This window comes from Pseudarthrobacter ribosi (assembly GCF_055412865.1).
In genome coordinates, this window is sequence record NZ_JBVAYZ010000011.1 from 75,918 (window position 1) to 102,846 (window position 26,929).

At 69.0% G+C, this 26,929-nt stretch carries 23 protein-coding genes and 1 tRNA gene; 11 read left to right on the top strand and 13 right to left on the bottom strand.

Going from position 1 to position 26,929, the window contains the following annotated elements; all coding sequences use genetic code 11:
- Nucleotides 1-24 precede the first annotated feature (24 nt).
- Nucleotides 25-1,023, bottom strand: coding sequence for an RluA family pseudouridine synthase (locus ACZYZ5_RS12730; RefSeq protein ID WP_463902136.1), 999 nt, complete (start codon nt 1,021-1,023; stop codon nt 25-27).
- Between the two features lie 255 nt (nt 1,024-1,278).
- Here ACZYZ5_RS12730 and ACZYZ5_RS12735 point away from each other — a divergent pair, with 255 nt between their 5' ends.
- Together ACZYZ5_RS12735 and ACZYZ5_RS12740 are read left to right on the top strand one after the other, a co-directional pair.
- Nucleotides 1,279-1,944, top strand: coding sequence for a helix-turn-helix domain-containing protein (locus ACZYZ5_RS12735; protein ID WP_463902103.1), 666 nt, complete (start codon nt 1,279-1,281; stop codon nt 1,942-1,944).
- A complete protein-coding gene (locus tag ACZYZ5_RS12740; RefSeq protein WP_463902104.1) occupies nt 1,937-2,629 on the top strand; it encodes an SRPBCC family protein in 693 nt (230 codons plus the stop codon). Before ACZYZ5_RS12735 ends, ACZYZ5_RS12740 begins: the two co-directional genes overlap by 8 nt.
- A 38-nt stretch (nt 2,630-2,667) precedes the next feature.
- Here ACZYZ5_RS12740 and yczR read toward each other — a convergent pair whose 3' ends face one another.
- The gene (yczR, locus tag ACZYZ5_RS12745; protein WP_463902105.1) at nt 2,668-4,182 is read right to left on the bottom strand and encodes a MocR-like transcription factor YczR; all 1,515 of its coding nucleotides are present in this window, start codon (nt 4,180-4,182) and stop codon (nt 2,668-2,670) included.
- A 61-nt stretch (nt 4,183-4,243) separates the two neighbouring features.
- On the opposite strand from yczR, the gene yczE reads away from it, so the two are divergent.
- Nucleotides 4,244-4,876 (top strand): membrane protein YczE, encoded by a 633-nt coding sequence (gene yczE, locus ACZYZ5_RS12750; RefSeq protein WP_463902106.1) that lies wholly within the window; start codon nt 4,244-4,246, stop codon nt 4,874-4,876.
- Between the two features lie 116 nt (nt 4,877-4,992).
- On the opposite strand, the gene ACZYZ5_RS12755 is transcribed toward yczE, so the two are convergent.
- The 7 genes from ACZYZ5_RS12755 to ACZYZ5_RS12785 all read right to left on the bottom strand — a co-directional run bounded on the left by ACZYZ5_RS12755 (nt 4,993) and on the right by ACZYZ5_RS12785 (nt 17,374).
- Nucleotides 4,993-5,859, bottom strand: a complete 867-nt coding sequence (locus ACZYZ5_RS12755; protein WP_463902107.1) for a DNA-formamidopyrimidine glycosylase family protein — start codon at nt 5,857-5,859, stop codon at nt 4,993-4,995.
- The gene (locus ACZYZ5_RS12760) at nt 5,852-11,008 is read right to left on the bottom strand and encodes an Lhr family helicase (RefSeq protein ID WP_463902108.1); all 5,157 of its coding nucleotides are present in this window, start codon (nt 11,006-11,008) and stop codon (nt 5,852-5,854) included. The genes ACZYZ5_RS12755 and ACZYZ5_RS12760 overlap by 8 nt, the downstream gene beginning before the upstream one ends.
- 135 nt (nt 11,009-11,143) lie before the next feature.
- Nucleotides 11,144-11,806, bottom strand: a complete 663-nt coding sequence (locus ACZYZ5_RS12765; RefSeq protein WP_463902109.1) for a DUF4232 domain-containing protein — start codon at nt 11,804-11,806, stop codon at nt 11,144-11,146.
- 101 nt (nt 11,807-11,907) lie between these two features.
- Nucleotides 11,908-12,621 (bottom strand): YcnI family copper-binding membrane protein, encoded by a 714-nt coding sequence (locus ACZYZ5_RS12770; RefSeq protein WP_463902137.1) that lies wholly within the window; start codon nt 12,619-12,621, stop codon nt 11,908-11,910.
- A gap of 208 nt (nt 12,622-12,829) precedes the next feature.
- Entirely contained in the window at nt 12,830-13,471 is a 642-nt protein-coding gene (locus ACZYZ5_RS12775; protein ID WP_463902110.1) for a hypothetical protein, read from the bottom strand.
- Nucleotides 13,472-14,003: 532 nt separating this feature from the next.
- The gene (gene ppsA, locus ACZYZ5_RS12780; RefSeq protein WP_463902111.1) at nt 14,004-16,403 is read right to left on the bottom strand and encodes a phosphoenolpyruvate synthase; all 2,400 of its coding nucleotides are present in this window, start codon (nt 16,401-16,403) and stop codon (nt 14,004-14,006) included.
- A gap of 152 nt (nt 16,404-16,555) precedes the next feature.
- On the bottom strand, nt 16,556-17,374 hold the full coding sequence (locus ACZYZ5_RS12785; RefSeq protein ID WP_463902112.1) for a pyruvate, water dikinase regulatory protein: 819 nt from the start codon (nt 17,372-17,374) through the stop codon (nt 16,556-16,558).
- Between the two features lie 115 nt (nt 17,375-17,489).
- Between ACZYZ5_RS12785 and ACZYZ5_RS12790 the strand changes: the two genes are divergently transcribed.
- The 3 genes from ACZYZ5_RS12790 (at nt 17,490) to ACZYZ5_RS12800 (ending at nt 20,125) form a co-directional block, all read left to right on the top strand.
- Complete coding sequence (locus ACZYZ5_RS12790) at nt 17,490-17,693, top strand: hypothetical protein (protein WP_463902113.1); 204 nt, start codon at nt 17,490-17,492, stop codon at nt 17,691-17,693.
- A gap of 1,188 nt (nt 17,694-18,881) precedes the next feature.
- Nucleotides 18,882-19,658 (top strand): type 1 glutamine amidotransferase domain-containing protein, encoded by a 777-nt coding sequence (locus ACZYZ5_RS12795; RefSeq protein ID WP_463902114.1) that lies wholly within the window; start codon nt 18,882-18,884, stop codon nt 19,656-19,658.
- A 233-nt stretch (nt 19,659-19,891) separates the two neighbouring features.
- The gene (locus tag ACZYZ5_RS12800; RefSeq protein WP_463902115.1) at nt 19,892-20,125 is read left to right on the top strand and encodes a hypothetical protein; all 234 of its coding nucleotides are present in this window, start codon (nt 19,892-19,894) and stop codon (nt 20,123-20,125) included.
- A gap of 267 nt (nt 20,126-20,392) precedes the next feature.
- Here ACZYZ5_RS12800 and ACZYZ5_RS12805 read toward each other — a convergent pair whose 3' ends face one another.
- The 3 genes from ACZYZ5_RS12805 to ACZYZ5_RS12815 form a co-directional block, all read right to left on the bottom strand.
- Nucleotides 20,393-20,683 carry a hypothetical protein gene (locus ACZYZ5_RS12805; protein ID WP_463902116.1) on the bottom strand — a complete coding sequence of 97 codons (291 nt, stop codon included), beginning with the start codon at nt 20,681-20,683 and terminating at the stop codon, nt 20,393-20,395.
- A gap of 119 nt (nt 20,684-20,802) precedes the next feature.
- Nucleotides 20,803-20,991 (bottom strand): hypothetical protein, encoded by a 189-nt coding sequence (locus ACZYZ5_RS12810; protein ID WP_463902117.1) that lies wholly within the window; start codon nt 20,989-20,991, stop codon nt 20,803-20,805.
- A gap of 233 nt (nt 20,992-21,224) precedes the next feature.
- Nucleotides 21,225-21,312: transfer RNA gene (locus ACZYZ5_RS12815), tRNA-Ser, on the bottom strand.
- A gap of 150 nt (nt 21,313-21,462) precedes the next feature.
- Between ACZYZ5_RS12815 and ACZYZ5_RS12820 the strand changes: the two genes are divergently transcribed.
- The 4 genes from ACZYZ5_RS12820 to ACZYZ5_RS12835 are packed head-to-tail and all read left to right on the top strand — an operon-like array spanning nt 21,463 to nt 25,458.
- Nucleotides 21,463-22,512 (top strand): zinc-dependent alcohol dehydrogenase, encoded by a 1,050-nt coding sequence (locus ACZYZ5_RS12820; RefSeq protein ID WP_463902118.1) that lies wholly within the window; start codon nt 21,463-21,465, stop codon nt 22,510-22,512.
- A 4-nt stretch (nt 22,513-22,516) separates the two neighbouring features.
- The gene (locus ACZYZ5_RS12825) at nt 22,517-22,915 is read left to right on the top strand and encodes a 6-pyruvoyl trahydropterin synthase family protein (protein WP_463902119.1); all 399 of its coding nucleotides are present in this window, start codon (nt 22,517-22,519) and stop codon (nt 22,913-22,915) included.
- A 7-nt stretch (nt 22,916-22,922) separates the two neighbouring features.
- Nucleotides 22,923-24,200 (top strand): glycosyltransferase, encoded by a 1,278-nt coding sequence (locus tag ACZYZ5_RS12830; protein ID WP_463902120.1) that lies wholly within the window; start codon nt 22,923-22,925, stop codon nt 24,198-24,200.
- Between the two features lie 4 nt (nt 24,201-24,204).
- Nucleotides 24,205-25,458: a DNA glycosylase AlkZ-like family protein gene (locus ACZYZ5_RS12835; RefSeq protein ID WP_463902121.1), complete on the top strand. Its 1,254-nt coding sequence runs from the start codon at nt 24,205-24,207 to the stop codon at nt 25,456-25,458.
- 41 nt (nt 25,459-25,499) lie between these two features.
- Here the strand turns inward: ACZYZ5_RS12835 and ACZYZ5_RS12840 are convergent, their stop codons facing one another.
- Complete coding sequence (locus tag ACZYZ5_RS12840; RefSeq protein WP_463902122.1) at nt 25,500-26,003, bottom strand: nucleoside deaminase; 504 nt, start codon at nt 26,001-26,003, stop codon at nt 25,500-25,502.
- A gap of 71 nt (nt 26,004-26,074) precedes the next feature.
- Between ACZYZ5_RS12840 and ACZYZ5_RS12845 the strand changes: the two genes are divergently transcribed.
- On the top strand, nt 26,075-26,917 hold the full coding sequence (locus ACZYZ5_RS12845) for a phosphatase PAP2 family protein (protein WP_463902123.1): 843 nt from the start codon (nt 26,075-26,077) through the stop codon (nt 26,915-26,917).
- The last annotated feature ends 12 nt before the right edge of the window (nt 26,918-26,929 follow it).

The window sequence follows — 26,929 nt, forward strand, 5'->3', positions numbered from 1 at the left end:
GCGGGGTTAGCTTCCTGCGACGGCTTAGCGGGCTTCGCTGAGCTCCAGCCGGCTGCGGTACTGCACCGGTTTGCCGGTGATCGGGTCGGTGAACCGGATCCCGCGCGCGAGCAGCTGGAGCGGTTTCGAGTAATCGTCCGGCGCCTTGTCCAGCAGCTCCGGGTAGAAGGCGTCGTTGACGATCCCCAGTCCCAGGGAGGCCATGTGCACGCGGAGCTGGTGGGTCTTGCCCGAGTGCGGCTCCAGCCGGTACAGCGCACGGCGCCGGGCGGCGCCGTCGGTCGGGCTGCCGGAAACGAGTCCGGCGGGCATTGCCGGGCCGGGGCTGTCCGTTGCTGCGTCGGGGCCGTCGAAGGCACGCAACTGTTCGATCCGGGTCTCGGCGTTGGGTTCGCCGCCGACCACCTCGGCGAGCAGATAGCTGCGGGACTTCGTCATCCGGTTCCGGACCACCACAGGGAACTCGACGGCGGGGTGCCCGGGCGCGGGCTGGGCCGCCGCCACACACTCGTATTCCTTCTGGACCTGGCGCTTCTCGAAGAGCACCTGGTATTTGCCCCGGGTTTCCGGATTCGTGGAGAGCAGCAGGATCCCGGCGGTCATACGGTCCAGCCGGTGCATCGGAATGAGGTCCGGCAGGTTCAGCTGGTTCCGGAGCCGCACCAGCGCGGACTCCTGGATGTAGGTGCCCCCGGGGGTGGTGGGCAGGAAGTGTGGCTTGTCCACCACGAGGAGGTGGTCGTCCTGGTGCAGGATGGCCAATTCCACCGGGATCCGGACCTCCGGCGGCAGGGTGCGGTAGTACCAGATGAAGGTGTGGTCCCGCAGCGGCGTGGCGCGGTCCAGGGCGATGCCGGCCTCGCCCACGATTTCGCCGGCGTCGAAGCGGTCCTCGATGCCCTGCGGGTCGATATGGCCCCAGCGGTGCATCATGTAGTCCATCGCGGTGCCCCAGGGCCCCTCGTCCGGGAGGCGGAGGCGGGTCGCGTTGACGCCGTCGCGCACGGGCAGGGGGGATTGCATCACCGGTCCATTCTACTTTGCCGGCCCCGCCGCGCCGGCCGGGGTGGTGCGCTCGGGGGTCGTGCCGCCTGCGGGGTGGGTGGGGTGCCTCGGGGGCGGGCCGCCGCGGGTTCGCCGGAAGCGTGCGGGTACGCCGTAAGTTACGGGCGATCGGGCACGGCTCCGGCGACCTCGGCGCCCGGACCGCGGCGTGCCACTCAACCGACGGTAAAAAAGTTCTTGACAAATAAAACTGTCGGTGGGCACACTGGAAGCATGTTGGACATCGAAGTGATCGAAGACCCGGCCGCGGCCGAGGCCTCGCTGGACCCGATCCGGACCCGCATCCTGATGGAACTGGCCGAACCCGGCTCGGCCACGCAGCTCGCCGCGAAAGTGGGGCTGCCGCGCCAGAAGGTCAACTACCACCTCAGGGCCCTGGAACGCCACGGCCTGGTGGAACTCGTGGCGGAGCGCCGCAAGGGCAACGTCACGGAGCGCATCCTGCAGGCGAGTGCCGCCTCGTACCTGATTTCCCCGGCGGCGCTGGCCTCCGTGGCCCCGGACCCTCACCGGTTCTCCGACCGGTTCTCGGCCTTCTGGCTGCTGGCGCTCGCCAGCCGCATGGTCCAGGAGATGGGCCAGCTCATCACCGGCGCCGCCGCGGCCAAACAACACCTCGCCACCTTCGCCATTGACGGCGAGATCACCTTCCGCACCGCCGCGGACCGGGCCGCCTTCGCCGAGGAGCTGGGCGTCGCGGTGACCCGGCTCGTGGACAAATACCACGACGGCGGCCCGGGGACACCGCCGGAGAACACCACCGCGGGCGGCGGGCGCAAGCACCGGCTCGTCGTCGCGCTTCACCCCACACTGAAAACGGCACCACGCAAGGCAGCACCACCCACAAACCCATCAGCTAAGGAGCAGGACAATGACTGACCAGCGCAACTTCGAAATCGTCGTTGACACGGAACTGCCCGCCACCCCGGAGCGCGTCTGGGAGGCGGTGACCAAGAACGAGGCCGGCTGGATGTTCCCCACCGACGAATGGCCGGCCGTGCGGCCCGTGGAGGACTACCCCCGCCACCTGGTGTCGCGGATGGAGGGCCCGGACGGCTGGTTCAACCAGCTGGAGCACGTGCTGGAACCGCTCGACGGCGGCCGCGCCCGGCTGCACTACGTCCACAGCGGCATCTTCACCGAGAACTGGGACCAGCAGTACGACGGCGCCAGCAAGCACACCGCGTTCTACCTGCACACCCTCGGCCAGTACCTGAAGTACTTTGACGGCCGGCCGGTGGTGTTCACGGACATCCAGGCCCCTCCCGCCTCCGCGGCGGCGGACGGCTTCGTGCGGCTCAAACAGGCCCTGGGTGTTGACGGCGCGGAGCCCGGCAGCACCGTGGAGCTGGAGCTCGACGGCGTCGGCCGGCTCTCGGGTGAGGTGGACTTCGCCAACGAGAACTTCCTCGGCCTGCGCACCGCGGACACGCTGTACCGGTTCTTCGGCCGCAATGCCTTCGGCGCCACCGTCGGCATGACGGTCCACGACTTCAGCGGCGGCGGGGATTCCGAATCCACGGCCAAGGCCTGGGGCGGGTTCCTCGGGAAGGTCTACGCCTAGCCCGTCCGCACCTCCCGGCCCTCGCCCGGTGGCGGGTGTCAGGCGATGGCCGCCGCGGGCGGGGCTCCGAGGCTGCGGCGCAGCTGCGGGGACGCCTCCAGCTTGTCCTGGGCGGACCGCAGCGCCGCCACCGCGGTCTCGAGCTGCTCCGGAGGGAGCGTAAACGGCACGCGGAGATAGTGCTCGAAGGCGCCGCCGGTGCCGAAGCGGGGTCCTGCCGCCAGCCGGATGCCGAAGTCCGGGGCCACCACGGCCAGGGCGGTGCTGATCGGGGCCGGGAGGCGGCACCACACGGACAATCCGCCGTCGGGCCGTTCGCTGTGCCAGCCCGGCAACCGGCCGGCGATGAGGTCCAGCAGCGCGTCCCGGTTGTCCCGCAGGGAGGCCAGGCGTGCCGGGAGCGGTTCGGCGAGTGCGTTGACCAAATGGGCCGCCGCGAGTTGTTCCACCACCGGGCCGCCGAGGTCCATGGTGGTGCGCGCTGCGGCGAACCGCTGGATCAGGGGCTCCTCGGCCCGGATCCAGCCGGTCCGCAGCCCGGCCCAGTGGGACTTGCTCAGGGAGCCGATGGAGACGACGGCGGGGCTGAAGGCGGCCAGCGGTGTGGAGGCGGCGCCGTCGAGGTTCAGTTCCCGGAGCGTCTCGTCCACGACGAGGACGGTGCCGGCTGCGGCGGCGGCACGGACCAGCCGGCGGCGCTGGGAATCCGGCATCAGCCGTCCGGTGGGGTTGTGGAAGTCCGGGACCACGTAGGCCATGGCGGGCCGCTGCTGCCTCAGTTCGGTCTCGATCGCCTCCAGGTCCCAGCCCGGGCGGACGCCGGCAGGCGCCCCGGACCGGGGGTCCGGGTGGGCGGCGGGCATGGCCACCGGCACCAGCCGGCAGCCCGCGGCCCGGATGGCGTCGAGCGCATTCGGGTAGCTGGGATGCTCCACCAGGACCTTGTCGGACCGGCCGGCCAAGGTGCGGAGCACGATGTTCAGTGCGTGCTGCGCGCCGGACGTCACGAGAATCTGCCGCGCGGTGGTGGGCACCCCGGCCGCGAAATAGTGCCTGGCGATGGCTTCCCTCAGCGGGTTCACCCCGAGCGCGTCATAGCCGAAGCCCGGCAGCAGCGCCGGCAGTTCGGTCAGCGCGGAGGCAAAAGCCCGGTGCACCACCTCGCCGCTGGCCGGCAGCGAGGCATAGGCGAGGTCGAGGATTCCGTCCGGAACGGCCAGCCCGGGTGCGCCGCTGAGATGTGCCCCGCTGCCGCCGTTGCGGCCACCCAGCGGACCGGACTGCGGGATACACGTCCGGCCGCGGCTGCCCTGGCCGCTGCTAAGGAAGCCCTGCTCGCGCAGCAGGGAGTAGGCGCCGGTGACGGTCGTCCGGCTGATGCCGAGCGTCGCGGCCAGGGCCCGTTCGCTGGGCAGCGCGACATCCAGTGGCACGCGGCCGTCTAGGACCAGCAGGCGGACGACGTCGGCGAGCTCCCGGTAGGCGGGGGCGGCGCCGAGGTTCCACTCGCCGAGCAATCGGGCGAGCGAACTGGGGTTCAGGGATCCGGACATAGAGCCAGTATTTCAAACTGGCTATGGAATGCAATGCCAGTTCTCCGGGAGGATGGAGTGCATGATGACCCGCAGGCTCCTTCAGCTCCTTATCGGCCTCGCCATGTACGGCACATCCCTGGCCATGTTCATCCGCGCCGGCCTCGGGCTGGACCCGTGGGACGTGTTCCACCAGGGCCTCGCGGTCAAGACCGGGCTGAGCATCGGCACGGTGGTGGTGATCGTGAGTTTCCTTGTGCTGCTCCTGTGGATTCCGCTGCGGCAGTGGCCCGGCATCGGCACCTTGTGCAACGCCGTGCTGGTCGGGGTCTTCGCCGACGTCGGTCTGGCGCTGATCCCCGAGTTCTCCCACCTGGGCGGGCAGGCCGGCATGCTCGCGGGCGCGATCGTGCTCAACGGGATCGCCTCCGCCTGCTATATCGGTGCCCGGCTGGGTCCCGGGGCGCGGGACGGCTTGATGACCGGGCTCGCCCGCCGTACCGGCTGGTCCGTCCGGACCTCCCGGACCGGCATCGAGATTGTCGTCCTCGCCGCGGGCTGGCTGCTGGGCGGCTCCGTGGGCATCGGGACCGTGCTCTACGCCCTGGCCATCGGCCCGTTGGTGCAGCTCCTGCTGCCGCGGTTCACCGTACCGGAGCTGAAGGAAGCCGGGCTGCAGGCAGCGGCAACTGATCCAGCGGTCGCCGCACCTTAGGCCGCCGCACCGTAGGTCTCCGCACCGTAGGTCTCCGCACGCCATGCCGCCGCACGCCAGGCCACCGCACGCCAGGCCACCGCACGCCACGCCGCGGCTCGCGCCGCGGAGTGGAACTAAGCCGGTCCCGGCAGCGGCTGGCATGTCGGGCACCAGTAGATGTCCCGCTCTTCCGTGCCGGTGGCCCTGGCGAGGACTCCGCGCCGCACCGGGGTCCGGCACTTCAGGCACGGCTGGTTTTCACGCCGGTAGACCCAGTAACCGGGCAGCCCGGAAGTCCGGCCGACCACAGCGCCGCGCTGATTCAGGACGGTGGTCCGGCGCCCGACGCCCAGGTTGGCCTCCAGTAGCACCTTGGCGTCGGTGATCATGGCCGCCACGTCGGGCACCGCCGAGACGGGCGCCGCCGGGTGCACGCCGGAGAGGAAGCAGGCCTCGCAGCGGTAGATGTTGCCGATCCCCGCGAGGTTCCGCTGGTCCAGCAGTGCGACGCCGATAGGGACGTCCGGCGCGGCACGGATCCGCCGCTCGGCCTCGGCCATATCCCAGTCCGGACCCAGCAAGTCGGGACCGAGGTGGCCGACAACGGAATCTTCCTCGGAGGTGCGGACCACCTCGAGGATGCCCAGCGAGAACCCGACGGCGTCCGCCGCCGCGGTGCGTAGCACGCAGCGAGCGGTGAACCCGGGCTTCCGCCAGCGTCCGCCCGGCGGGTAGACCTGCCAGGTGCCTTCCATCTTGAGGTGGGAATGGATCGTTAGCCGGTCCGGTGCCGCCGGGCTGCCGCCGCCACCGGCCCGGGCCGGGCCCTCCAGCCGCATGAGCAGGTGTTTGCCCCGCGGGATCACCTCGGTCACGGTCCAGCCACTCAGTTTGAGGGTGGCGAACCGGGGCACGCGGAAGTCGGAGGAGATGAGCTGCTGGCCCGCCAGCGCGGCATGCAACTGTGCGGCGGCGCGGAACACCGAATCACCCTCAGGCACGGATCCTCAGTCCCTTGGGAGTGGAGTACGCACCGGCGTGGGCCAGGGCGGCGGCGATGGGCGTGTCGAGAATGCCGTGGCCGTTGACCTTTTCCATGATGAGTTTGTCCACCGCGCCCCGGGTGACCACACCGACCAGGGCGGCGCCGGCCGCGGCCAGGCCCTCGGCGTCCTCGCTGAAGGCCAGCAGGGTCTTGCCGCCGCGTTCCACATAAAGGACCAGGGCGCCGTCGACCAGCACCACCAGGGCGCCGGCCTTCCGGCCCGGGCGGTGGCCGGTTCCCGCTTCGACGTTGAGGGCAGGCCAGGGAAGGGCGGCGCCGTAGGGGTTGGCGGGGTCCGTCGCGGCCAGGGCCAAGGCCACCGGTTCGGGTTTGTGGAGCTGCGTGTCCTCGGCGTAGGAACGCAGCCGGTCAACGGTCGCGGGAACGGCGAACTGTGCGGCTCCAAGGTGCTCGATGAAGTAGCCGCGGCGGCACCGTCCGGCTTCCTCCAGCCGGGCCAGGACCTTGTACATCAGGCCGAAGCCGCCCAGGATGTTCTCGGCCATGACCGAACCGCGGGTGACCACGCCGTACCGGTCCAGCAGGAGTTCCGCGGTGGCCCGGGCATGGATGGTGGCATCCAGTTCGGGGGCGGGCAGCGCGGACCAGCGGCCGGCGGCCAGCGGGGGAGTGGCCGCCGCTCCGCTCGCGGAGCCGTACCGGCCCCCGGTGAGCCCCGGGGATCCGAGCAGACCGGTCCCGTGGGCGCGCCCCAGCCGGCTCAACCGAGGGGCCCGGGCCCGCGGGGAGCGGGCGACCTGCCGGTGCGCGGTATGGCCGCCGGCAATCATGGCCCGGACCGGGGCGAAGGTATCGCCCGTGATCCGGCCCGCCCAGGCGAGGTCCCAGAGCGCGGAGACGACGTCCTGGTCGCTGAGCACCGAGTCCATGCCGCCGGCAACGTCGGTCAGCTGCCGGAAGAAGTAGCCGCCGCCGTTGTTGCGCAGGTGGTCCAGAAGCCGCTGCTGCGCGTCGCCGGGCTCGAAGTCGATGGCCGGGTTCAGGGTCAGCTCGGCCGCATCGGCCAGGTGCATGCTGACCCAGCCGTCGTTGCCGGGGAGCGCGCCGGCGCCGGACCAGAGCACCTCGCCGGCGGCCATCAGCTCATCGAGCATGGCGGGCTGGTAGTCGGACACCCGGCTGGCGAGGACCAGCGGTTCCCAGGCGGAGGCCGGAATGGGCACGCCGGACAGCTGGTCGACGGCCGTGATGATCCCGTCCAGTCCCCGCAGCGCCGACTGCCCGCGCTTGCCCGGGACCCGGACGTTCTGCCAGGCCGGCAGGAAGCGGCCGTACGCCGCGGCGTCCACGGGCTCGACCTCGGCACGCAGCGCGGCGAGCGAGCGGCGGCGGAGCTTGCGCAGGACTTCGGCGTCGCACCATTCACTGACGCCTGCCAGCGACGGGGCCGCGGGAGCTGTGGTCAAGGTAGCGCCGGGGGCGCCCGACGCCGCGTCGTCGCCGTCGTCGAGGGAAGGCGCCGGGGCCGGGGCTTGCGGAGGGGCGGCGTGCGGGCGGAACTCGCCTTCCACCACCCGTCCGTCCGCGGCGAGCCGCTTCAGCGCGGTGCCGACGACGGCGACGCCGAGTCCCAGCCGGGCGGCGGCCTCCGCGGAGGTGAACGGCCCGTGCGTGCGGGCATAGCGCGAGACGAGGTCGCCTAGAGGATCAGCGACCGGTTCGATGAAGGCCAGCGGCACCCCCATTGGCAACGGGACGCCAAGGGCGTCGCGCAGGCGGGCGGCGTCCTCCACCGCGGCGAAACGCTCGGCGCCGCCGATGTTGACCTTGATGGCGCGGTTGGCACGCTGGAGCGCCACAAGATGCGCGGTGGCATCGGCGACCGGGGCAACCCTCTCGACCGCCGGCTCGGTTTCGGGAGCCTCGACAAGCCCATCCTCAGGGCCAAGCCCTGTCTCGTGGTCCGGCGCCGCCTCAGCGCCAGGCCCGGCCGCCGCGGCAAGCCCAGCCGCCGGTCCAGGCCCGGCCGCCGGCTCGAGCCGGGCGGCGACGTCCTCCGGGGTCAGCGGGCCCAGCAGGCGAAGCAGGTCCGCGACTCCCTCCAGCCCGCGCACCTTCCGGTCCGGGGCGAGCCGCTGGAGCTCCCGCTCGGTGGCGTCGATGACCTTGGCGTCGAGCAGTTCGCGCAGCTCGACCCGGCCGAGGAGCTCGTTCAGCAGGGTCGAATCAAGCGCCAAGGCGGCGGCGCGGCGCTCGGCCAGGGGGGAATCGCCCTCATAGAGGAACTGCGCGACGTAGCCGAAGAGCAGGGACTTCGCGAACGGCGAGGGCTGCTGGGTGGTGGTCTGCAGGATCCGCAGCTCGCGGCGGTCGATGGACGCGGCGATGTCCTTCAGCGCCGGTAGGTCGTAGACATCCTGCAGGCATTCGCGGACAGTTTCGAGGACGATCGGGAAGGTGGGGTATTTCCTTGCGACGTCCAGCAGCTGCGCGGAGCGCTGCCGCTGCTGCCACAGGGGCTGCCGTTTGCCCGGGTTCTGCCGGGGGAGCAGCAGGGCCCGGGCGGCGCACTCACGGAAACGGGAGGCGAAGAGGGCGCTGCCGCCGACCTCCGCCGTCACGATCTGTTCGAGTTCCTCCGGGTCGAACAGGAACAGCTCAGCCCCGGGCGGCTCATCCTCCATCATGGGCACGCGCAGCACAATGCCGTCGTCGGCGGCCATCGCGGAGCCGTCCATGCCGTAGCGCTGATGCAGCCGCTGCCCGACGGCGAGGGCCCACGGCGCGTGCACCGGCATGCCGAACGGGCTGTGCAGCACCACCCGCCAGTCGCCGAGTTCGTCGTGGAAGCGCTCCACCACCAGGGTGGTGTCGCTGGGGACCACCTCGGTGGCCAGCTTCTGCTCGGCGAGGTACTGGATCAGGTTGTTGGCGGCGAAATCGTCCAGGCCGCTGGCCTTGCAGCGTTCCGTAGCCGGCCCGACGTCGGACGCTGAGAGTTCGCGCACGAACGCGCCCAGGGCACGGCCGAGGTCCACCGGACGGCCAAGGGAGTCGCCCTTCCAGAATGGGAGCTTTCCCGGCTGGCCGAAGGCGGGGGAGACCAGGACCCGGTCGTGGGTGATGTCCTCGATCTTCCAGCTGGTGGCGCCGAGGGCGAACACGTCACCAACCCGGGATTCGTAGACCATTTCCTCGTCGAGTTCGCCGACCCGGCGGCCGCCCTTGGCTGCCGCGGCGGCCGGACTCGCCGCCCGGCCGTCGCCGCTGGCGGAGCCCGGGGATCCGGAGGAACCCGTGCCCTCCGTCTCGGTGCCGATGATGTAGACGCCGAAGAGCCCGCGGTCCGGGATGGTGCCGCCGGAGGTGACCGCCAGCCGCTGTGCGCCGGGGCGGCCCTCGATGGTGCCCGCATTGCGGTCCCAGATGATGCGGGGCCGCAGTTCGGCGAATTCGTCGGAGGGGTAGCGGCCGGCGAGCAGGTCCAGGGTGGCCTCGAAGGCGGAGCGGGGGAGGGAAGCGAACGGCGCCGACCGTCGCACCGTCGAGAACCATTCCTCCACATCGATGGACTCCAGCGCCGTGGCCGCGACGGTCTGCTGGGCCAGGATGTCCAGCGGGTTCGCCGGGACGTAGAGCCGTTCGATCTTGCCGGCGAGCATCCGCTCCACGGTGATGGTGGTGTGCACCAGGTCTGCGCGGTGTTTGGGGAACAGGACGCCCTGGGAGATTTCGCCGACCTGGTGACCGGCGCGGCCCACCCGCTGCAGCCCGCTGGCCACCGACGGCGGGGACTCCACCTGCACCACCAGGTCCACGGCGCCCATATCGATGCCCAGTTCCAGGGAGGATGTGGCCACCACGCAGCGCAACCGGCCGGATTTCAGGTCGTCCTCGATCAGGGCCCGCTGGTCCTTGGAGACCGAGCCGTGGTGGGCGCGGGCCAGGACTGGATCGGCCCCGGCGGTGCTGCCGGCCTGGGCCATCATGTGCGCCGGTGTCGCGGTGGACGCCGGTACCGCGGTGGGGGCTGGCACGGCGGGAGCGCCGCCAGCCGGTGCTCCCGCCGGCACGGGCTCGAAGTCGGGTGCGCCGGCGCCAAACCCATCCAAGCCGCCTGCGGCCATCAGTTGCCGCTCGGCGTAGATCTCGTTGAGCCGCGCGGTCAGGCGTTCGGCGAGCCGGCGGGAATTGGCGAACACGATGGTGGACTGGTTGGCCAGCACCAGGTCCACGATCTTCTCCTCCACGTGCGGCCAGATCGATGCCTGCGGCTGCAGCCCGGACGCCGGACCGGAGTCGAACGCTCCGGCCGCGCCCTGCAGATCGGACATGTCCTCCACCGGGACGGAGACCGTCAGGTCCCAGGTCTTCTTCGAGGGCGGGGCCACGATTTCCACCGGCGCGGAGCCGGCGAGGAACTGCGCCACCAGTTCCTTGGGCTCGACGGTGGCCGAGAGCCCGATTCGCTGGGCCGGTTTCGGGAGCAACGCGTCGAGCCGTTCCAGCGACACGGCGAGATGGGCGCCGCGTTTGGTGCCCGCGACGGCGTGGACCTCGTCGACGATGATGGTGTCCACCTCGCTCAGCGTCTCCCTCGCCTTGGAGGTGAGCATCAGGAAGAGCGACTCGGGCGTGGTGATGAGGATGTCCGGGGGATGGCTCAGCAGCGAGCGGCGGTCCGACGCCGGGGTGTCACCGGAACGGACGCCCACGGTGATCAGCGGTGCGGGCAGGTCCAGGCGTTTGGCGGTCTGGGTGATGCCGATCAGCGGGGCGCGCAGATTGCGTTCGACGTCGACACCGAGCGCCTTGAGCGGCGAGATGTACAGCACCCTCGTCTTGCGCTTCGGTGCCTTGCGCCGGGTGCCTCTCGCGGAGTCCAGGCCGGGCAGTTCCTCGGGCTCGGCGGGGGCTGCGACGAGCAGCCGGTCGAGCGCCCAGAGAAAGGCCGCGAGCGTTTTGCCGGAACCGGTGGGGGCGACCACGAGGGCATGCGCGCCGGAGGAAATCGCGTTCCAGGCGCCGTTCTGGGCGGGGGTGGGCGCAGCGAACGCACCCAGGAACCAATCCCGGGTCGGCCGGCTGAACCGGTCCATGGCCTCGGCCGCAAGTGTGCCGCCGGCGCGCTCCTGCCCCTTCATTCCTCCATCATGCCTTAACCCGCCGACAGGAAATGGCGGGCGGCAATCCGGGCGGTACCACCCCCGCGAGGTGAGACTTGGCGCCCATGATCCGGGCGGGCATCGGCGGGAAATCTCACCTCGGCGCCCGCGGGACTACTGGGCCTGGAAAACGCCGATGGTGAGCAGCCGGGTTTCGGCGTCGCTGCAGGCGTCCCGGGGCTGGGCGATGAACAGCGAGGCGGTGTCTTCGGGCGGGTAGACGCGGAACCCTGCGGCGGGGGCCATCTTGCAGTCGGGGTGGTTGGCCGCCTGGCTGTAGCGCAGCGTTGCGGCACCGGCCTGCCCCGGCGCGAGCAGGACGTCGGCGGCCGGTGCGGACTCGTCGCGGGCTGCGGCGGCGCCGATCGGGGCGCCGTTGGCGTCGGCGGTGAGGGAGACGCCGGCAAAGCCCTTCAGCAGGCACGGCTCGGCGCCGGAGTTCGTCAGGATCAGCGTCATGTAGACGCTGCCGGCCGCGCCGCCGCCGGTGGAATCGATGGTGCCCGTCAGCCCGGCAGCCTTGCACAGTCCGGGGCCAGCAGGCGTGGACGCCGGCGGCGCAGGGGCCGCCGGCGCGGGGGCCGACGAAGCGGGGCCCGTGGCCGCGGCGGAGGCGGCAGGCTGGCTGGCAGAGCTGGCAGGGCTGGCGGGGGAGGACGCCGGAGTGCTGGACGTCTGGGCCTGCGGGGTGCCGGTGCCGCAGCCGGCAAGGAGGAGCGCTGCCGCGGCTGCCGCCGTCGTGAGTACCAGTCTTGTGTTGGTTCGCTGAGCCGTCATGGCACAACCTTCACGTCCGTTGTGGCCTGAGTCAACGACGCCACGACGGCGGGGCCGGATTGATGCCCGGATTGTGATTTCCGGGCATCAATCGAGGTCAGCTACTCCTTGGGCCCGGAGGTGGGTGCCGAAACGCGGACCGGCGCGGGCTTGCTGCCCCGGTTGCGGGCCAGTGCGAGGCCGCCGAGGGCGAGGCCGCCAATGCCGGCCACCAGCCCGGCCCAGCTGCGGGCCTGGGCGCCGTCGTCGCTCACCGCAGCGGCCTGGACCGTCTCCGTCTCCGTGGCCGTGTCCGACGCGCTGGCGGCGTGGGCGCCGTGCCCGTCAGCCGCAACGGCCGCCGTGACTGTCACGGAGGGCGCCGGCGCCTTGAGGGAGTGCGGATCCTGCCCCTCGGCGGGGAGCTCGGACCAGTCGGTCTGACCGACCTCGCAGTTCTGCAGGGTCGGGAAGTGCAGGGTCTTCCCCGCGACGTCGGGCAGTTTCACCGAGAGCACCAGGGCATCGCGGAGCGCGGGTTCCAGCGGTGCCTTGGCGGTGTAGACGATCTGGCTGGTCCGCTTGGTGATGGACGTCCCGTCCGCGAGCTTCTTCGGTTCGGCCAGCTGTTCCGTCACCTTCGCGGCGGTCCAGTTGGGGTTGACCGTGGGCTGCGCATCGTTGAGTTCGGCGGGGAGCGTGATGGTCACCTTCGTGGTGCCGGATTCCTCGCAGCCGTGAGGGATTCCGAAGGTCAGCAGGGCGTAGGAGTTCGCGGTGGTCTTGTCCGGGGTGACCCCGACATGCGCCGAAGCGCCGGAAATGCCGGCGAGCATCAGGGCCGCGGTTCCGCCGGCCACCGCCGTGGCGGTGAGGGTGCGGCGCAGGGGAGAAGTGGATGCAGTTTTCACAGGGGTTGCCTTTCAGGCGTGCGCTGCCCAGCGGCGGGCGCACAAAAGTGAGGAGGGTGGCACGGCGGCGGGCGGATGGTCCTGCCCGAGGTGGGGCGCAGGAGGTCAGTCACAGGCCGCGGCCGGAAAAGAGTCAGGAACAGACGACGGCGGCGGGCGGCCCGCGGCGGCAATCGCGCCGGAGGTTCCGCCACGGCAGCGGTACGGACTCCGCCGGCCATCCGGTGGCTGCCGGCACCGCGACGGCGTCGGGCGTCACCGGAACCGGGAGCCGGAGCAGCGGGCGGAGCCATGCCGCCAGGGCCCACAGAGCCGCCTCGCCCCGGGCGAGGAGGACGGCGCAGAGGAGTGTGGCGAGGGTGTGGCCGGCCAGCATCAGCAGGGAAAGCCCGGAATCCAGTCCCGACGCCGCGAGCGGGCTGCCGAGACCGGCCGGGAGCGGAACCGGCCCGGCGTGGTGCGCGAGGTCGCCCGCCGGTCCGGACACGACGCCGGCCAGTGCGGGGGAAAGAGCGGGGGCGCTGAAGGTGGAGAAGGCCTCGTGCAGCACGAGTTGTCCCGCGCCGAGCAGCAAGGCCAGAGCTGGGAGGTTCAGCTTCAGCCGGGTGGCGGTGGTGGAAGCCAGCCCGGTCAGTGCCAGCAGGGCCAGCAGGATGCCGGCGGAAGGCAGCTGTCCGCCGGCGAGCGTGTGCGCGCCGGCGGCCAGGGACAGGATGGTCAGCGCCACCATGGCCGAACGGAGGGCGTGAAAGGGTGCTCTCGCGGTTGAGCGCACGGAACACTCCCTTCACCAGCGGTGGCCATGGTTGCTCCCGCGGACGCTACCGGCTGCGGGTTGTCCCCTGATTCTACCGGCGAGTTCTACCGGGCCGCGAAAAGCGTCCCGGAAGGCGTCAGTCTGTCTCGGGACCCGAGCAGAAGTGGCAGTCGTCCGGGCACGGTGCGTCGGCCGGGAGGTTCTCAAGACGGTCGCCGGTTCGTACGTCGGGCCAAAGTCCGGGGGCGCCGTTGGCCCGATCTTGCTGCAAAGTCACGTTGTGTCCTGAACGTCATTGGTGCGGATCGCTGATGGTCCCTAGCTAACCGTGTGCGGGGGTCGCCGCTCAATGGACCAATTGACGGCGGTGCCGGGTCCGTCTTGTGCAGCCGTCCAGCGGCTGCTCGGGATTCCGGCGGCCGGCCGCGCGGCGCCGTGGCGGTGGAGGACTGCCCGGCACAAAGAGACACCCCGGTCCGAGGACCGAGGCGTCTCTTTGTGCCGACGTGGTGTCAGTTCACCGTGTCAGCAGGCTGTGGTGTTGACCGTGTCAGTTGGCTGCCGCGCCGGCGGTGGCCGCTGCGCCGGCGAGCCGGAGCCAGGTGTCCACCACGGTGTCGGGGTTCAGCGAGACGGAGTCGATGCCTTCGTCGACCAACCATTCGGCGAAGTCCGCGTGGTCGCTGGGCCCCTGGCCGCAGATGCCCACGTACTTGCCGCGCGCCTTGCAGGCCTTGATGGCCATGCTCAGGAGCTTCTTGACGGCGGGGTTGCGCTCGTCGAAGCTGTTCGCGACAATGGCGGAATCCCGGTCCAGGCCCAGGGTCAGCTGGGTCATGTCGTTGGAGCCGATAGAGAAGCCGTCGAAGTAGTCCAGGAACTCGTCGGCCAGCAGCGCGTTGGACGGCAGCTCGCACATCATGATGACCTCGAGGCCGTTTTCGCCGCGGCGCAGTCCGTTCTCGGCGAGCAGGTCGATGACTCCGCTGGCCTCGTCCAGGGTGCGCACGAACGGGATCATCAGCTTGACGTTGGTCAGGCCCATCTCGTTGCGGACGAAGGACAGGGCCTCGCACTCCAGGTCGAAGCAGTCCCGGAAGGACGGCTCCAGGTACCGGGAGGCGCCGCGGAAGCCGATCATCGGGTTCTCTTCATGCGGCTCGTAGGCGGGCCCGCCGATGAGGTTGGCGTACTCGTTGGACTTGAAGTCGGACATCCGCACAATCACCGGCTCCGGTGCGAACGCCGCGGCGATGGTCGCCACGCCTTCGGCTAGGCGCTTGATGTAGTAGTCGCGCGGGCTGGCATAGGCGGAGATCCGTTCCCGGATTTCCGCGATGACGTCGTCCGGTTGCTCGTCCAGGTTCAGCAGCGCCTTGGGGTGGATGCCGATCTGCCGGTTGATGATGAATTCCAGCCGGGCCAGGCCCACGCCGTGGTTGGGCAGCTGCGCGAAGGTGAAGGCCTGCTCGGGGGTGCCGACGTTCATCATGACCTTGACCGGGGCCTCGGGCAGCTGGGTGATCTCGGTTTCCTCGACGCTGAAGTCCAGGAGGCCCTCGTAGATGACGCCGGTCTCGCCGTCGGCGCAGGAGACGGTCACCTCGAGTCCGTCGGAGAGCACGTCAGTGGCGGCGCCCGTGCCGACGACGGCGGGAATCCCCAGTTCCCGGGCGATGATCGCCGCGTGGCAGGTGCGTCCGCCGCGGTTGGTCACAATGGCGGAGGCGCGCTTCATGATCGGTTCCCAGTCGGGGTCGGTCATGTCCGCGACGAGCACGTCGCCGGTCTTGAACGCGGCCATCTGGTCAATCGACGTGAGGATGCGGACCTTGCCGGCGCCGATGCGCTGGCCGATCGCGCGGCCCTCGACCAGAACCCGGCCGGAGCCGTTGAGGCGGAAGCGGCTCAGGCTGCCCGAGGTCCTGCGGGACTGCACGGTTTCCGGGCGTGCCTGCAGGATGTACAGGCCGCCGTCGATCCCGTCCTTGCCCCATTCGATGTCCATCGGGCGTCCGTAGTGGTTCTCGATGGCGACGGCGTGGCGGGCGAGCTGCTCGACGTCGTCGTCCGTGAGGCTGAAGCGGTTCCGCAGGGAGGCCTCCACCGGCACGAAGTCAATCGTGTGGCCGATTTCCCGGTTGCTCGTGTAGGTCATCTGGAGCGCTTTTTCGCCCAGTCCGCGCTTGAGGATGGCCGGGCGGCCGGCCTCCAGGGCGGGCTTGTAGACGTAGAACTCGTCCGGGTTGACGGCGCCCTGGACGACGGCCTCGCCGAGGCCGTAGGAGGAGGTGACGAAGACGGCGTCCTGGAAGCCGGACTCGGTGTCCATGGTGAACATAACGCCGGAGGCGCCGACGTCGGAACGGACCATGCGCTGGACGCCCGCCGAGAGCGCCACTTCGGCGTGCTCGAACTTATGGTGCACCCGGTAGGCGATGGCCCGGTCGTTGTAGAGGGACGCGAAGACGTCCTTGATGGCCACCAGGATGTTTTCGATCCCGCGGACGTTCAGGAACGTTTCCTGCTGCCCGGCGAAGGAGGCATCGGGGAGATCTTCCGCCGTGGCGCTGGAACGGACGGCCCAGGAGAGGTCCTCGGAGCCGCCGTGCTTTTCCACCAGCGTCTGGTACGAGGCGCGGATCTGCGCTTCGAAATCCGGCAGGAAGGGCGTCTCGCGCATAAGCGCGCGGATTTCCTTGCCCGCGGCCGCCAGGGCGGTGACGTCGTCGGTGTCCAGGCCGACCAGCCGGTCGGCGATCTTCTGGTCCAGGCCGGAGTCGGCGAGGAAGGCGCGGTAGGCGTCGGCTGTCGTGGCGAAACCGTCGGGCACCTGGACGCCGGCAGAGGTCAGGTTCTGCACCATCTCGCCGAGGGAGGCGTTTTTGCCGCCCACCCGATCCAGGTCCTTGAGGCCGAGTTCTGAGAACCACAGGATGTCTGTCGTCATGGTTGCTGCTCCTTTGCAGATGATGGCATGGGGTATCGCCGCCCCGCGTGGGGCGATCGCCGGTTGATGGGCGCAAGTCCTGTCCACAGTGACAGGTCTAGGCCGGTGTTTCCACATGATGTGGTCCACGCAACATTTATGGACCCGTTGTCCTAGTGCTTGAGGTTCATTTTTTGGAGGATGGTCGCGGCCATCTCTTCCACGGAGACGCTGGCCGAATTGAGGTAGGGGATCCCGTGGGACACGTACAGCCGCTCGGCGCTCCGCAGCTCGAAGCCGCACTGCCGCAGCGACGCGTAGGGCGAGCCCCGGCGGCGTTCGGTGCGGACCTGGCTCAGGCGCAGGGGATTGGTGGTGAGGCCGAAACACTTTGAAACAAACGGCCGCAGCGGTTTGGGGAGCCCTTCGCGTTCAAAGTCCTCATCGACCAGCGGGAAGTTCGCGGCGAAGATGCCGTGCTGCAGCGCCAGGTACATGGTGGTGGGGGTTTTGCCGCAGCGGGACGGGGCCACCAGGATGACCTGGGCCTTTTCGAGCGCGCGCAGGCTCTGGCCGTCGTCGTGCTCCATGGCGTATTCGACGGCGGCCATCCGGGACTGGTAGCGGGCGGCGTTGCCCAGCCCGTGGGCCCGGCCCGGTTCCCCGCTGGCCTCGGTCCCCAGGGCGCGCTCCAACAGCCCGACGTGGGTCCCGATGAGGTCCACGATGATCCCGTTGCAGGTGCCCAGGGTCTGGCGGATGTCGCTGCCGACGGCGGTGGAGAAGACGATCGGCTGCAGGCCGGTGGCGGCACGGTGGTCGATCACCTTGACTACGGCCCGGGCCTGGTCGGCGGTGGTGATGAAGGGGATCGTGATGCGGTCAAATTCGTTCGCGGGGAACTGCGTCAGCAGGGTGTTGCCGAGCGTTTCTGCGGTGATGCCCGTACTGTCCGAAAGGAAGTAGACCGGGCGGGGAGCGTCATTGGTCATGAACGCATTGTGCACCAGTGCGGGCCCGGGTTCTTCCATGACGCACCCCCGAGCGGCCCGGCGCGGGCTGGGCCGCGGGGAGTAGGCTGTGTCCCACGTCACCAAAGGAGCCCGAATGAGCTACAAATACCGGACCGTCAAAGTCCGCGGCACGGACCTGGTCGGAACCATTGCCCGCAGGCACGGCGGTGCGCCCGAGATCTACGAAACCTCCAAAGACCCGAGCACGTCTGTCGTTCCCGTGTTCTTTCCGGAAACCGGGGAGATCCGCTTTTTCGACCGGACGGTGCTGGAGGACGTGGTGAGCCCGGCCAGCTAGCCGTTTGCCGCGAATTTCCCGGGAACGGGCACAAACTACGAAAAGCGTAAACGCATAAACCACAGCAGGGCTGAATTTTCAAGTCAATTGGCGCCTATTGCCCGCTAAAGCCAAGCCGTTTAGTCTTGCGTTGGGATCTGGCCCGGACATCTTTCTGGGGAGAGACCATTTCGGTGTTCCGATCGAGTTGGATTCCGCAAAGGCTGGCTCCATGGTCTCAAAACGATGGAGCCAGCTGCAGGAATCTTCGAGCCCGGGCGGGACCCATCCACGGAACCCTTCGATAGGTGCTGTGTGCCGTTTCCGCCACACGCCCACCGGACGCCACCCAACGTCCCGGCGATGCGCCAGCGGACGTTACTTAAGCGGGACTGCACCACTCCAAGCCGTGCTGTAGATGGTCGCTGTTGGGACACTGCGGATCGCTGCACTTGGACGGGACCGTTATAAATTGCTTCGCCCGATCACCCAACGAGGTGGATTCCACTTTTCGGTTGATTGTCCTGGCGCCGCAGTGGTCGCACTTCCATGCATCTGGCATTGTTCCCCCGTTTGATGAGAGGCAGCTGCCCCGCATTGAAAGTTTAGGGTCGCTTTGCCATGTAGGGAATGGCTGACCCCCGGTGTTCCAATAAAACTGCGGAACCATCATGGGGTGGTGAAGATAGTGCTTGAGTTGAGGGAAACCCGAATATTTCCATAAATGCGGAGCGAATATTCGCGGCAACATCAACTGCTCCGAGGCGGCGAGAGGGTGACGCCCAGCTCAGTAGGTGTCGAAATCGACGTCCACGGACGACGCACCTCGCAATGGCGCCATGTGATTGGCCTCGGCCTCTAGCGACTTCCTGTCCCGATCCGGCAGCGAGTCGAACGTCTTGCGCGACAGTCTCGATCAGGCTCATGCCAAGTTTGTCTAACGCCTGCTCCACACCGGGAACCAGATGGCGCATCGCCTCCTCTGTCGGCGGTAGCACTCCGGTCGTGAACACCGGCGCGTCCGAAACCGGGAAGTTGAACGGCGAGCCGCGCATGCACCCGGGTCTGCAGCAGGCTCTTCTCCTCTGCGACGGCGTCTGCCACCTGTTTCTGCTGACGTTCTCGATCCCGGGGGAGGACAGAACAGGGGGAACGAGGGGGCCGAATTGGGCTGGGCGTAGGGTGGAAGTTAGACGAAAGGAATATTTCATGAAGAAAATCCTCATGGTACTGACCAGCGTTTCCGAGATCGGCGATACCGGCGAGAAGACCGGCTACAACGTGGCCGAAGCTGCACATCCCTGGAAGGTCTTCAAGGATTCCGGGCATTTCGTCGACTTTGCGTCCATTCAGGGCGGCCAGCCCCCGCGCGACGAGGTGGACTCGGACGACCCCATCCAGGTCGCCTTCACGGAGGACGAGACCACCCGCGCCGGTCTCTACAACACTGCCCGCGTCGACGTCGTTGATCCCGGACAGTACGACGCCGTCTTCCTCGTGGGCGGCCACGGCACCATGTGGGACTTCCCGGACAGCGAAGGCCTGCAGAACCTCGTAGCCAGCGTCTACAACGCCGGCGGCTTGGTGGGCGCGGTCTGCCACGGACCGGCCGGCCTGCTGAACGTGGAATTGGAGAACGGGTTCCGCCTCGTCGAGGGCCGGAAGGTGGCTGCCTTCACCAACGATGAGGAAGTTGCCGCAGGGAAGGACAAGGTCATCCCGTTCTTCTTGGCAGACCGACTCGAGGAACAGGGCGCAACCCACGTCTCCGCTGATGTCTTTGAGGAGAAGGTCGTGGTTGACGAGCGGCTGGTGACCGGCCAGAACCCGGCCTCAGCCGCCGGCGTGGCCAAGGAGATGGAAAAGCTCTTCGCAGAGGTCATCCACCAGGAAAAAGCCGAGGAACAGCACGACACGGAGGCTCTGCGCGCCGAGAAGGACGCCGAGAAAAACGCCAAGAAGGCTGCCGCCGAAGCGGAGCACTAGCACCAACAGCGCACTGAAACTGGCGGCCGCCCCGACGACGGGGCGGCCGCCAGTCGTATGTGCCAGGCAAAGCAACACTCCTACTTCCCTTTGTTTGTAAGGAAAACAGGGACGTTGCTACCTGGCGGTGGCGGTGGGATTTGAGCATATCGCCGCCCGCGCCCGGGCGGGGTTCCCCCTCATATCCGCGGGAGCGTTTGCGGGTCTCTACTCAGCGACGTAGCCTCAGCCACATGAACGGAGAGAGAAAGCCCACGCCAGAACCGAACGGTCGAGGGAAGAAGAGAGGGTCCGAGGCATTCCTGCCGATCGCGATCGTTTTCCTTGCTGTTGCGATTGCCATGATGATTCTTGGCAACACGGCGTGGATTGCATTCTTCACGACGGGCATCACGTTCCTCATCCTCGGGATGCAGAAGCCCGCCAGCAAAGATGAGCGGCCACCCAGCGAGACTTCGCAGGGCTGACCTCGGTCCAAACACCGGCATCCACATCAGCACCGCACCGGCAAGAGTCAGGACCAAACCGGTAACTACCAGAGGTGTTGGTTCGGCACTGAAGGCGCCTCCAAGGGACAGGAGGCGCATTGCCTACCGTCCTACGTTTAACAGGATCGTCCATTTGAAGTCCCCACTCTTCACCCAAGTTGCACCACTTGATGGGTGCGAATTCGCAAGATTACAGGGACAGAGTATGGGTACTCGCGGGGGTTAGGACGGTCGGTGCGTCGAAGTCTATGCAACTGACTCTTCGTTCTCCACCGGATTCTGGACCGGAACGATGAACGCGGCGGAATTCAGGCGGTCGATCTTGCGAAGGGCGCGGAAGATACTGGCGAGAATCAGGAAGATGCCTCCCAGGAACAGGAGGCCCCCGCACAGCCCGAGCAAAGTGTAAAAGTCCTCATCACTGCGGTACGCCGCGTTGGCGACCCTGCCTCCGAGCGGGACTAAGACTATCCAGCCGACGGTCACCAGGGTTACTCCGGTGAGAAAAACCGGTGCGTTGTGTCCGAGCCATTTCATCCCCCAGGAATTGTGAATCCCAAGAGTAGCCTGCGGCACACTGGAGACGGTGAACTCGCTCGCTGGTACGCGCAGCACCTCCCACGCTGGCCGGCGGCAACCCAAGCAGCCAGTGTGAGCTATCTGGACTTTCCCACGGTGCTTTTCCTCGTCGCCAGGAACGTCGCCACGCCGAGAATCAGCGAAACAGCAATGGCCGTATTGACCGGGATGTTTCCGTTCACCCAGAGAGCACCAAACAGCGAGAACGCCGCCACTGACAGCCCCGCGAGTACTGCAAATATCCTGGCCCTGCTTCTGGTCCCCATGCGGGAAGTATACGGGCCCCGGGACGGCGCCTCTTGGCCAGATTATGGGGACTGTCTGTGACTTACTGAGCTGGGCGACGCCGATGACAGTGAGCGCGGCAGCGCCCAGCAGAACAACTCCAGCAGCCCCAGCAGCGGCCGCTCATGTGTGGCGGGTTGTGGCGTGACGAGTTCAGGGGCAAAGCAAAACCCCCACTTCCCTTGTTGATAGGGGAAGCAGGGGCATCGCCACTTGGCGGTGACGGTGGGATTTGAACCCACGTTGGCTTTCACCAAACAACATTTCGAGTGTTGCACCTTCGGCCGCTCGGACACGTCACCAACCTGACTAGGGTACCGGAGCAAAGCACTCATCCACAAAACGGCGGGTCCAAGGTCCCGAACGCCACCAAGGTCAGGCCGCCCGCCGCGGCGCGCCCGGACCGAGCGTACTTCCCCGCGAATGGGCAGGGGACTAGATTCGTAAGCAAGATGAGCAACTCAGACAAGCAGACAGCACAGCACGCCACAGCCACCGCCTACTGGACCGTCGGCCCCGAGAAGGGGCAGCTCCGGCGCGAGGAGCTGCCCGCCCCGGGCCCCGGCGAGGCGCTGGTGCGCACCCTGTTTTCGGGCATCAGCAAAGGCACCGAACTCGTCGTCCACAACGCCCGCGTGCCGGAATGCGTGGCGGAGGAGATGGCCGCCCCGAACCAGGAAGGCTCCTTTCCCTCCCCGGTGAAGTTCGGGTACCTTTCTGTCGGCGTCATCGAGGACGGCCCGGCTGATTGGCTGGGCCGGACCGTCTTCTGCCTGTACCCGCACCAGGACCGCTACGTCGTGGCGGTGGAGTCGCTCACTGTGGTTCCGGAAGATGTTCCTGCGCGCCGTGCCGTGCTCACCGGCACCGTCGAGACCGCGATCAACGGGATCTGGGAGGCCGGGCCCCGCCTCGGTGACCGCGTCGCTGTGATCGGCGGCGGCCTCGTCGGCGGCATGGTGGCCAAGCTCCTGAGTACCTTCCCGCTCGGACGGCTGCAGCTGGTCGACGTCGACCCGGGCAAGCGGGCCTTCGCCGAAACGCTCGGCGTCGAGTTCAGCCTTCCCGATGACGCGCTGCCGGACTGCGACATCGTGGTCCACTGCTCCGCCTCGGAGGCAGGCCTGGAGCGCGCCCTCCAGCTCGCGGGCGACGACGGCGACGTCATCGAGATGTCCTGGTACGCCGACCGCAAAGTCACCGTGCCGCTGGGCGAAGACTTCCACGCGCGCCGGCTGTCCATCCGTGCCAGCCAGGTCGGTGTGGTGGCCCGCGCGCGCCGCCACCGCCGCACCAACGCGGACCGGCTCCGCCTCGCCGTCTCGCTGCTGAGCGATCCCGGATTCGACGTGTTCCTCACCGGTTCGTCCCCCCTCGACGAGTTGCCCGACGTCGTCCAGCAGCTCTCCGACGGCGCGCTGGACGCGCTCTGCCACGTTATTGAATACCCGGTCCGCGAAGACCCCGCGACCGCATCCGCCACAACAGAAGCCACGAGGTAAATCCGTGTTCAGCCTGACCGTCCGCCGCAACTTCATGATCGCCCACAGCCTCCCGCGCCCGGCCTTCGGCCCGGCCCAGGGCATGCACGGCGCCACCTTCGTCACGGAAGTGACCTTCCGCCGCCGGACCCTGAACGACGACGCGATCGTCCTGGACATCGGCGAGGCCGGCGAGGTGCTGGACGGCATCCTCGAAGGCCTGAACTTCAAGAACCTGGACGAGCACCCGGACTTCGTTGGCAGGCTCAGCACCACCGAGGCCCTGGCCCAGTACGTCGCCGACGCCGTGGCAGAGAAGATCCGCACTGGCGCCGACGGACGCGCGCTGGCCGGACTGGACGTCACCCTGCGCGAAACCCCAGACGCGTGGGCCAGCTACTCCCTCGACTTCGAGGCCAGCTAGGACTTCGGTGCCGGCCAGGAACACCGCCAGTAACAGGGTGCAGCGGGACGGCCTCCGCCTCCGCCTCGTGGTGCCCGGGAACGTGCGCCACAACTCGGGCGGCAACGTCTACAACGCCGCCCTCGCCCGGGAGCTTGCCGTTCTGGGCGTTGACGTGGACATCTGCCCGCTCGACGGCGGCTGGCCGGTCGGCAGCCCGGAGGACCGGCGGCGGTTAGCCGCGCTCCTGTGTGCCAGCGACAGCACCAACGACCGTGACGCCGGCGCCGGCACCAAACGCCAGGTCACGCTCGTCGACGGGCTCCTCGGCTGCGGGGCTCCCGGGGAACTCGCAGGCGCCGCGGCCGCCGGCCGGCCCGCCTGGATCCTGCTCCACATGCCGCTGGACGACACCGGGCACGGCGAAGCCGGACTGGAACGCCGGGCGCTGCGGGCCGCGGCCGGGGTGATCTGCACCAGTGGCTCCGCCGCGGCCAGGATCCGGGCCAGGCACGGGCTGGACGGTGTCCGGGTTGCACTGCCCGGCAGCGACGCCGCCGCGCTGGCCACCGGATCGGAGCCGCCGCATCTCCTCGCCGTCGCCGCCCTGCTGCCGAACAAGGACCAGTCCCTGCTCCTCGAGGCCCTGTCAGCCCTGACGGAACTGCCCTGGACCGTTTCCCTGGTTGGCTCCGACACCACGGATCCGGTTTATGCCGCGCGCCTCCGGGACACGGTGAATCGGCTGGGGCTGCAGGACCGCATCAGGATCCCGGGGGAGCTGCGGGGCGGGGCGTTGGAGGCGGAATGGGCCGCGGCCGACCTCAGCCTGCTCATCTCGCAGGCCGAAACCTTCGGGCTGGTGGTGACGGAGTCGATTGCGCGGGGTGTGCCGGTGGTCGTCCGGGCCGGCACCGGCGCCGTCGAGGCACTCGCCGCCGGGACCCCCGCGCCGACTCCCGCCGCGTTGGCGCCCGCCCCAACGGACACGGAGGGAGACGGCGCGGCACTCCTGCCGGGAACCGCCGTCGACCTCGGCGCGGACCCGGCTCCCCTCACGGAGCTGCTGCGGCGCTGGCTGTCCGATCCCGGCCTCCGCACCCGCTGGCGGGCAGCGGCGGTTGCCGCCCGGGACCGCCTGCCCGGCTGGGACGCCACCGCCCGCACCGTGCTGGCAGCCCTGGACCCGCGGCACGCCTGCCCGGATCACCCTGACCCGGAGCGCCCGGCCGCGCAGCCGCCGGGTACTCCGCAGGAAAAGCCCACCGCGGAAGATTCCCCTGCCGCGCAAGCTGGTGGACAATGACCCCATGACGCCGCAGCCACTCACCACGCAGCCCCTGACGGCGAATGTGCCGCCGGCCCGGACCCTTACCCGGGAGCGGCTCCGCGCCTGGGCCTGGCACAAACAGGGCCTGGACGGCTCGCTGTCCGGCTGCACGTCGGAGCAGGTCTTCGCCCGGGCGGGCTGGGCGCGCTCCGTGGGCGGAGCCAACCCCTACCTCACCCTCTTCGCCCGCGCTGGCATTCGCCGCGAACAGGTGGACAAAGACGTCCTGGCGCACCGGATCCTCGAACTCCCGACGGCGCGCGGCTGCACCTACGTCCTGGGCCGGGACGATTTCGGCTGGGCGCTCAGGCTGGGCAAGGATGCCGGCGAGGCGTTCCGGGTGCTTGGAAGGCTCGGCGTGGACCGCGGTGAAATCACCCTGCTGGAGGAGCAGGTGCTGCACACGCTCGCCGAGGCCGCCATCCCGATGGACCCGCGGCAGCTCAAGGAGGAACTCGGCGAATCCGTGCGAAACCTCGGCGAGGAAGGCAAGAAGAAGGGCGCCACGACCACGCTGCCCACGGCCCTGGGCATCCTGCAGTCCCAGGGACGGATCCGCCGCGTCCCGGCCAACGGCCGGCTGGACCAGCAGCGCTACGCCTACGAACTGTGGAACCTGCCGCCCAGCCCGCTCGACGACGACCAGGCCCGCATCGAACTGGTCCGCCGCTACCTGGGCTGGACCGGAGGGGCCACCTTCAAACAGTCACAGTGGTTCACGGCTTTCACGGTGGCGCAGAGCAAGGCGGCGCTGGCCGCCGTCGGCGCGGTCGAGGTTCCCACCGGCGACGGGGAGATGCTGTGGATGCTGCCCGACGACGTCGAACAACTCGCCGCCTTCCAGGAGCCGGACGAAGAACAGATCCAACTGCTCGCCGGAACGGATTCGATCGCGCTGCTGCGGCGCAATGCCGCCGATCTGCTGGCCGAGGAGGACCAGCACACGAATACCCTGGGTTCGCTGGCGCTGCAGGCGGACCTCCCGGACCATCCCATTTTCGACCGGGGCCGGATCATCGGGCTGTGGCAATACGATCCCGGCCAGCAACGGATCGTGCCCTGGGTGTTCCACGGCCCCACACCGGCGGTGAACCGGCGGATCGCCGAAGTCGAGGACTGGATCCGCGAGGACCTCGGCGACTTCCGGGCCTTCAGCCTCGACTCACCGGCCACCCGGCAGAAGCGGATCGACAACCTGGCGGCCGCCGCAACAGGCTCCGCCGCTGTCAGCTAGCGCCGGAAGCCCCAGGCCCGGGGAGCAGCGGTGGCGGGGGCTCAGGCGCCGCGGTGTCCGGCGAAGAAGTCCTGCAGCAGCGTCGCGCATTCCTGTTCCCTGATGCCGCCATACACTTCCACCCAGTGGTTGAGCCGGCGCTCGCGGAGGATGTCGAACACGGAGCCGGCGGCCCCGGCCTTCTCGTCCCAGGCGCCGAACACCACCCGTGGAATCCGTGCCAGCACCACCGCCCCGGCGCACATGGCGCAGGGCTCCAGCGTCACCACCAGGGTGCAGTCCGCCAGCCGCCAGCCGTCACCGGCGCTTCCGCCCCGGGCGCTGAGTTCCTGCAGTCGTGCCGCAGCCTCGCGGATGGCCACCATCTCCGCGTGCGCCGTCGGGTCCCCGAGCGCCTCACGCTCGTTGCGCCCGCTGCCGAGCACCGTGCCGTCGGGGCCGATAACGACGGCGCCGATCGGCACGTCCGCCGTGGACAGTGCGGCACGCGCTTCGGTGAGGGCAAGGCCCATCCATGCGGCATGGCGGGGCTCGGGGGAAGTCATGGCTCAATGATAGTTTCGGTACTAAGCAAGCTGTGCAGCAAAGCTGCCGACGACAACAATCGGGAGATGCCGTGAAAACCGGGCCGGAGAGCTGGATAACGCAGCATTGGGGCAAATGGGTGGTGCCCTACGCCGCGCTGTGGGTCACCATGCTGATCGGGGGCGTCGTGGTGGTGATCCTGGCGCTGGTGAGCGCGGAGGTCTATGACGACGTGGTGGATGACGCCGGCCTCGCCAACCTGGACCAGCCCGCTCTGGCGTTCATGGAACAGCTCCGCAGCCCCGGCCTGGATTCGTTCGTTACGGGCTTCACTAACATCGGCGGCGGGATCGGGATGCCCATCCTGGCCAGCATCCTCACCGCATGGCTCATCTGGGCCAGCCGGACCTGGCGGCCACTGATCCTGATCGGGGGTGCCGCAGCGGTTTCCGTGACCGCCACAACATTTGGCAAGACCCTGATCGGAAGGACCCGCCCGGACCACTCCGACGCCGTCCCGCCCTACGAAAACTCGCCGTCGTTTCCCAGCGGCCACACGCTCAACACCACAGTGGTAATCGGGCTGGTGGTGTATTTGGCATGCCTGCAGATCCAACGGACCTCCGCCCGGATCGGCCTGATCGCGGCGGGTGCGGTCTTCATCATCGCTATGGGCCTCAGCCGGGTCTACCTGGGCCACCACTGGATGACGGACGTGATGGTCGGGTGGGCCATAGGCCTGGCCTGGGTGGGGATGGTGATCCTGGCCCACCGGCTCTTCCATGTGATCCGGCATCGGGAGCACGCCGGCCCCGCGCCCACGTTCGACCACCCAGCGCACTTGCACGACGGCGCCGCTGGCGGCAGTGCCCCGGAGGGCAAGGACGACGTCGGCGCCCGCGGTCCCACGGGCGGGCCACCAGCCGCCGGGTGATAGTTTTGACCC